Genomic DNA, 5,592 nt, shown 5'->3' on the forward strand with positions numbered 1-5,592 from the left:
GCTGCTGTTTCGTCCAAAGTCCCATGTGTTCTCCCAACCTTTCGTCTATTCCTATTTTAATAGGTTTTGGAGTTTACACAAAGAATTTTACAGACTCGTAGCCTGCTCATTTTATTAAACTAACTGGCAGTATAGCGCAACTTTGTATAGATAAATAAGTATTATATTAATCAATTAAATAAGATTAGGACGTGCTCTAATATGCTCATAATATTTCTAATTGGTTTTATCATGGTCACAATGATGTTCTTTATGATCTTTTATAAATTGATTGAAAAAATAATGAAATTCCGCAAACTATATAATGGGATCCTTTCAGGTACGATTGTATCTGTTATTATGTATCTTTGGATGATGAGCACGTTGAAGAACTTACTAACTCCTATGCCATGAGACTCCAAATGATTGAACTAACGGGTACGATAGCTGAATAACCCCAGGATGAGGCTGCCGGCATGATCGGCAGCCTTTCGCTCACCTAACGGAGGTTAGTTGAATTCAAAAATGGTGAACATGGAAAGTATCGCGAGTTGAAAAGGAGAAGTATTCATGGCTGCTGTTGTGAAGTTAATTAGCAAACAAATAGGGATTGAGTCTGTCCAAAAATGGTTTGATATTCCCCAATCACACAAAATTAAAAAAGCTGTTTATCGCAGAAATCATGATAATAACGCGCCTTTTTACACACTTGATTTACAGTGGAGTAAAGGTCTTCAGATTGTATTGGATGCTTTAACGGGTCGGATCGTGGAATATAGTCGCAGAGAACCTATTACTAGTACAGGTAAACCATCGGAAATGGATCATGACTTATTCCAGCGGCTGCATTCAAAAGTATTGGATTGGCTTCCAAAGTTAGATCTGCCGATAACCAATTCGGAGTTGCTCATTTTTAGAAGAAACGTGGAGGGGAGCAACGAGCGTTTCGAACTTGTGTATCTGCGCCAGAAGGATGGAATCAAAGTTCGTGATTATCAGATATTGCACGTTGTTTTCAATAACAAGCACGATATCGTAAGCCTGCGCGTGCGTTGGGATGACGTTAATTTTGTGCCCACAGTCAAACATTTATCCGCTGAAGAGATTAAACAAAAGCTATCTCCTGAGCAACTAGTATTGGTATATTTCCCTCGCCAGAGTAATCCCATTTACGCTAGTAAAGATGAATGGTTTGATGCAGCAACAGGGCGGAAAACAGTAACAGAAGAATTGAGTGTGGTTCAAACCATACAATGGGCACAACAAAGAAACGTAAAAGAGAAGAAAATAAAAGCGCTGAGTAAACCCCTTATTTCTAACAAGTTATTTGAGTCATTAACATTGGAAGATGAGATAACCGAAGTGGACTTATCGGAACCACACCCCTTTCGGGCAGAAATAACCGAGGAAGAAAAGAAACGAGTTGTCGAAATAGCGGCCACCTGCTTACAGGAGCAGTATCCCGAAGAAAGCGGACATTTTGCGTTGGTAGAACGGTCAGATAAACCAATGGTGGAATCCGAGTTTAGTAACATCGTTGTACGATTCCATCATTTAATAAATGGCATTCCATCCCTAGGTAACGTTGTGCAGATTTGGATCGACCGTAAAAAGGGGAAGGTTTTGAGGGTACATGATGCCCAGGAAATGTGGGAGATAAAGGATGCTAACGAAGTGCATTCAAGTCGAGAACTCATTTCTGCTGAAACCGCATGGTTGCAATTAAAAGATAAAATCACCCTTCAGCTTGGGTACCGACTTCATCCGTATAATTTGCGATCCGAGTCACCGCTCAAACGTTTAGCGACTTTAGAATATGAATTGCAATGTGATTGGATGTGTGATGCTGTCACTAGCAAAGTGTTCAAATAATCAATGTTTCTTTAAGCTAACGGGTACAATAGTTGAATAACACTCATTATTGAGCAGGCACTACGGTAGCCTGCTCGTTTTATTAAACTATTGGCAGGATAGTTGAAAATGGTCCTAAATACGAGAATATGCAGCCATTTTCAAGTCTTACATTTTTGACTGGCCTTGAAAATTGGATGACAACATGAACCTTCCATCGGCGGCATCATTACGAACGGGCAAGTTAGTTCAATAAGAACCCGACTCAACTTCAGGATTTCCTTAGGCTGTAAAGAACCGGTAGGGTACTATGCAGTGACGGAGCTCGGCTCGAATCATGGTTTTTGATGTGACTAACGATAGCGGGAAATTAAAAAAGAACCTGGATAGTTTTATCAGGTTCTTTATATTGCATATAAACAGACACGATGATATAATCAGTTTACGACCGCGCAAAGTTACACAGACATAAAAATCCTATCTTATAATTTTATTGTACTATGCCGACAAGCTCTTGTCAAATGTTTTTTTCATTTTAATGATTAGGAGAGATGTGGAATGAGTTCTTTGGTTCTCGGTTTTCAGGAAATGGAAAAAACGCAGCTTTTGCTCGTTGGCGGAAAAGGGTTAAATTTAGGGGAATTATCAAAAATTCAAGGAATACAGGTACCAGAGGGATTTTGTGTTACAACTGTGGGATATCAAAAAGCAATCGAAAAAAACGAAACGTATCATACTTTTTTGGATCAACTAACCATGCTAAAAGTTGAAGATCGAGATCAAATTGGTGAAATCAGCGGAAAGATTCGACAAATCATAATGGACGTAGAAATTCCTTCCGATGTAGTGAAAGCAGTTGCTCACTATCTCTCCCGGTTTGGTGATGAACATGCTTATGCAGTGCGTTCTAGTGCGACTGCTGAAGATTTGCCGCATGCCTCTTTTGCTGGTCAACAAGACACCTATTTAAATATCATCGGCGTCGATGCCATCTTGCAGCATATCAGCAAATGTTGGGCTTCCCTATTTACGGATCGTGCAGTCATCTACCGTATGCAAAATGGATTTGACTACAGTCAAGTTTATTTATCCGTTATCGTTCAAAGGATGGTTTTCCCACAGGCTTCAGGGATTTTATTTACCGCTGATCCGATTACTTCCAACCGAAAGCTGCTATCAATCGATGCTAGTTTTGGACTTGGAGAAGCGCTGGTCTCTGGCTTGGTATCTGCCGATTGTTATAAAGTACAGGAAGAGGAAATCGTCGATAAGATGATAGCAACCAAAAAATTGGCTATCTATGGACGAAAAGAAGGCGGAACAGAGACCCAGCAGATCGATCCCGATCAGCAAAAGACTCAAACACTTACGGAACAACAAATTTTACAGCTGGCACGCATCGGAAGACAGATCGAAGCTTATTTTGGCTACCCACAAGATATCGAATGGTGTTTGGTTGATGATACATTTTACATTGTCCAGAGTCGGCCAATCACTACTTTATACCCGATCCCTGAAGCGAATGATCAAGAAAATCACGTTTACGTATCTGTCGGTCATCAACAAATGATGACTGACCCCATAAAACCATTGGGATTGTCTTTTTACCTGTTAATAACTCCTGCACCCATGCGTAAAGCTGGCGGAAGGTTGTTTGTCGATGTTACAGCTATGCTGGCTTCACCTTCCGGCAGGGAAACTTTAGTAAATGTCCTGGGAAAATCCGATCCGCTCATAAGAGACGCATTCATAACCATCATTGAGCGCGAAGATTTTATCAAATCGTCACCAGAAGGTGAAAAAGAACCGGGTCCCGCTAAAAGCAATAAAAGGATCTCGCCTGCGGATTATCAAACACAAATCGAATACGATCCGACAATAGTTCCTGCTTTGATTAAGCGCAGTGAAACATCGATTAACGAATTAAATCATAACATCCAAACGAAATCAGGATTAGGTTTATTTGATTTTATTCTGGAAGATATCCAGGAATTAAAGAAGGTTGTATCTGACCCACAAAGTTTTGGTGTAATTATGACTGCTATGAACGCTTCATCATGGATCAACGAAAAAATGAAGAAGTGGTTAGATGAAAAAAATGCAGCAGACACGCTTTCTCAATCTGTGCCAAACAATATCACTTCGGAAATGGGTCTGGCGCTATTGGATGTCGCAGATGTGATTCGTCCTTATCCGGAAGTCATTGAGTATTTAAAACATGTAAAAGATGATAACTTTTTGGATGAACTGGTTAAGTTTGATGGTGGAAAGGAAACCCGGGACGCTATCTATGCTTATCTCAACAAATATGGAATGCGATGTGCCGGTGAAATCGATATTACTAGAACCCGGTGGAGCGAAAAGCCAATTACACTTGTCCCCATGATTCTTAATAATATCAAAAGCTTTGACTTTAACGCGAGTCATCGGAAATTTGAGCAAGGGCGACAGGAAGCTTTGAAAAAGGAACAAGAGTTATTGGATCGATTGAAGCAATTACCGGATGGTGAAGAAAAAGCCCAAGAAACAAAACGAATGATCGACCTGATCCGGAATTTCGCCGGTTATCGTGAATATCCTAAATACGCCATAGTTAGTCGCTACTTCGTTTATAAGCAGGCTTTACTGAAAGAAGCCGAACAACTCGCACAAGCGGGCGTTATTCATGAAAAAGAAGATATTTACTACCTTACTTTTGAAGAACTTCACGAAGTCGTACGCACAAATAAACTAGATTACCAGATCATCAGCAAACGAAAAGACGAGTACAAATTTTATGAAAAACTAACTCCGCCACGTGTTATAACGTCCGATGGTGAGATCATTGCAGGTAAATACAAACGAGAAAATCTCCCTGCCGAAGCTATTGTAGGTCTAGCTGTTTCTTCCGGTGTTATAGAGGGGCGAGCACGTGTCATCTTAAACATGGAAGATGCTGATCTGGAAGATGGAGATATTTTAGTCACCTCATTTACTGACCCCAGCTGGACACCATTGTTTGTATCCATAAAAGGCCTAGTCACCGAAGTTGGCGGACTGATGACCCATGGAGCAGTTATCGCTCGTGAATATGGCTTACCGGCAGTTGTTGGGGTGGAGAATGCTACCAAACTAATAAAAGATGGGCAACGAATTCGCGTGCATGGAACAGAAGGGTATATCGAAATATTGTAATATTAATAGCCTTAGCTTGAAAGCGGAGATCGAGTTCATCGTGGAAAAGTCTAAAAATAACGTTGATTCAATTAACGGGTACGATAGTTGAAAGAAGCAGAGCGCCGCGGCACTCTGCTTCTTTCTTCGAAGTAGCCGTAAACCCATGCTATGACATTAATTACGTATGCTCATTTGCCATGCCGAGTACAAAAGCAAAAAACAAAGGAGTGTTCTTTTAGAGGGGGCTTTCATCCAATCCCGTTAAAAATTCCGATGGACCCGGTGGTTTTCGGGGTGAAAAAAGGCCGCGGGGCGATCCTGCGGCCGATCATTAAGTTTCCGAATACATAGCAATATCTTCAGTGATTGTCATATTTGATGCTCACATAGACGAAAACTTTCTTATCCGGACTATAATCATTGCCTGTATGTCCCTTAACTCTCCACTCCGCTCTGTAACCACCGGGCACCTCGGTAGCACTGTACTCGGTACCACCTGTGAGTAACGTCGTATCTTCCGGCAATCGGTTACCCTCGCCCACGGTCTCCAGACTAAGGTCATAATCTTCCCCATACGGCGAGGCCATGGAGACCTTAACGACTCCA

Annotated in this window: 3 protein-coding genes; 2 read left to right on the forward strand and 1 reads right to left on the reverse strand. The window is 41.2% G+C overall.

Annotation, left to right across the window (positions count from 1 at the left end; translation table 11 throughout):
• Positions 1-549 precede the first annotated feature (549 nt).
• Positions 550-1,851: a hypothetical protein gene (locus ASG81_RS28220; protein ID WP_056642698.1), complete on the forward strand. Its 1,302-nt coding sequence runs from the start codon at positions 550-552 to the stop codon at positions 1,849-1,851.
• Between the two features lie 537 nt (positions 1,852-2,388).
• The gene (gene ppsA, locus ASG81_RS28225) at positions 2,389-5,004 is read left to right on the forward strand and encodes a phosphoenolpyruvate synthase (protein ID WP_056642701.1); all 2,616 of its coding nucleotides are present in this window, start codon (positions 2,389-2,391) and stop codon (positions 5,002-5,004) included.
• Positions 5,005-5,345: 341 nt separating this feature from the next.
• Here ppsA and ASG81_RS28230 read toward each other — a convergent pair.
• Positions 5,346-5,592 (reverse strand): hypothetical protein (locus ASG81_RS28230; RefSeq protein ID WP_235549072.1); only part of this gene is annotated, 247 nt, incomplete at its 5' end.

It is taken from the genome of Paenibacillus sp. Soil522, assembly GCF_001428245.1.
Classification (GTDB): domain Bacteria; phylum Bacillota; class Bacilli; order Paenibacillales; family Paenibacillaceae; genus Pristimantibacillus.

Bases quoted from the DNA above. Each gene is read 5' to 3' on its own strand.
- ASG81_RS28220 (WP_056642698.1), top strand. From the start codon at position 550: ATGGCTGCTGTTGTGAAGTTAATTAGCAAACAAATAGGGATTGAGTCT.
- ppsA (WP_056642701.1), top strand. From the start codon at position 2,389: ATGAGTTCTTTGGTTCTCGGTTTTCAGGAAATGGAAAAAACGCAGCTT.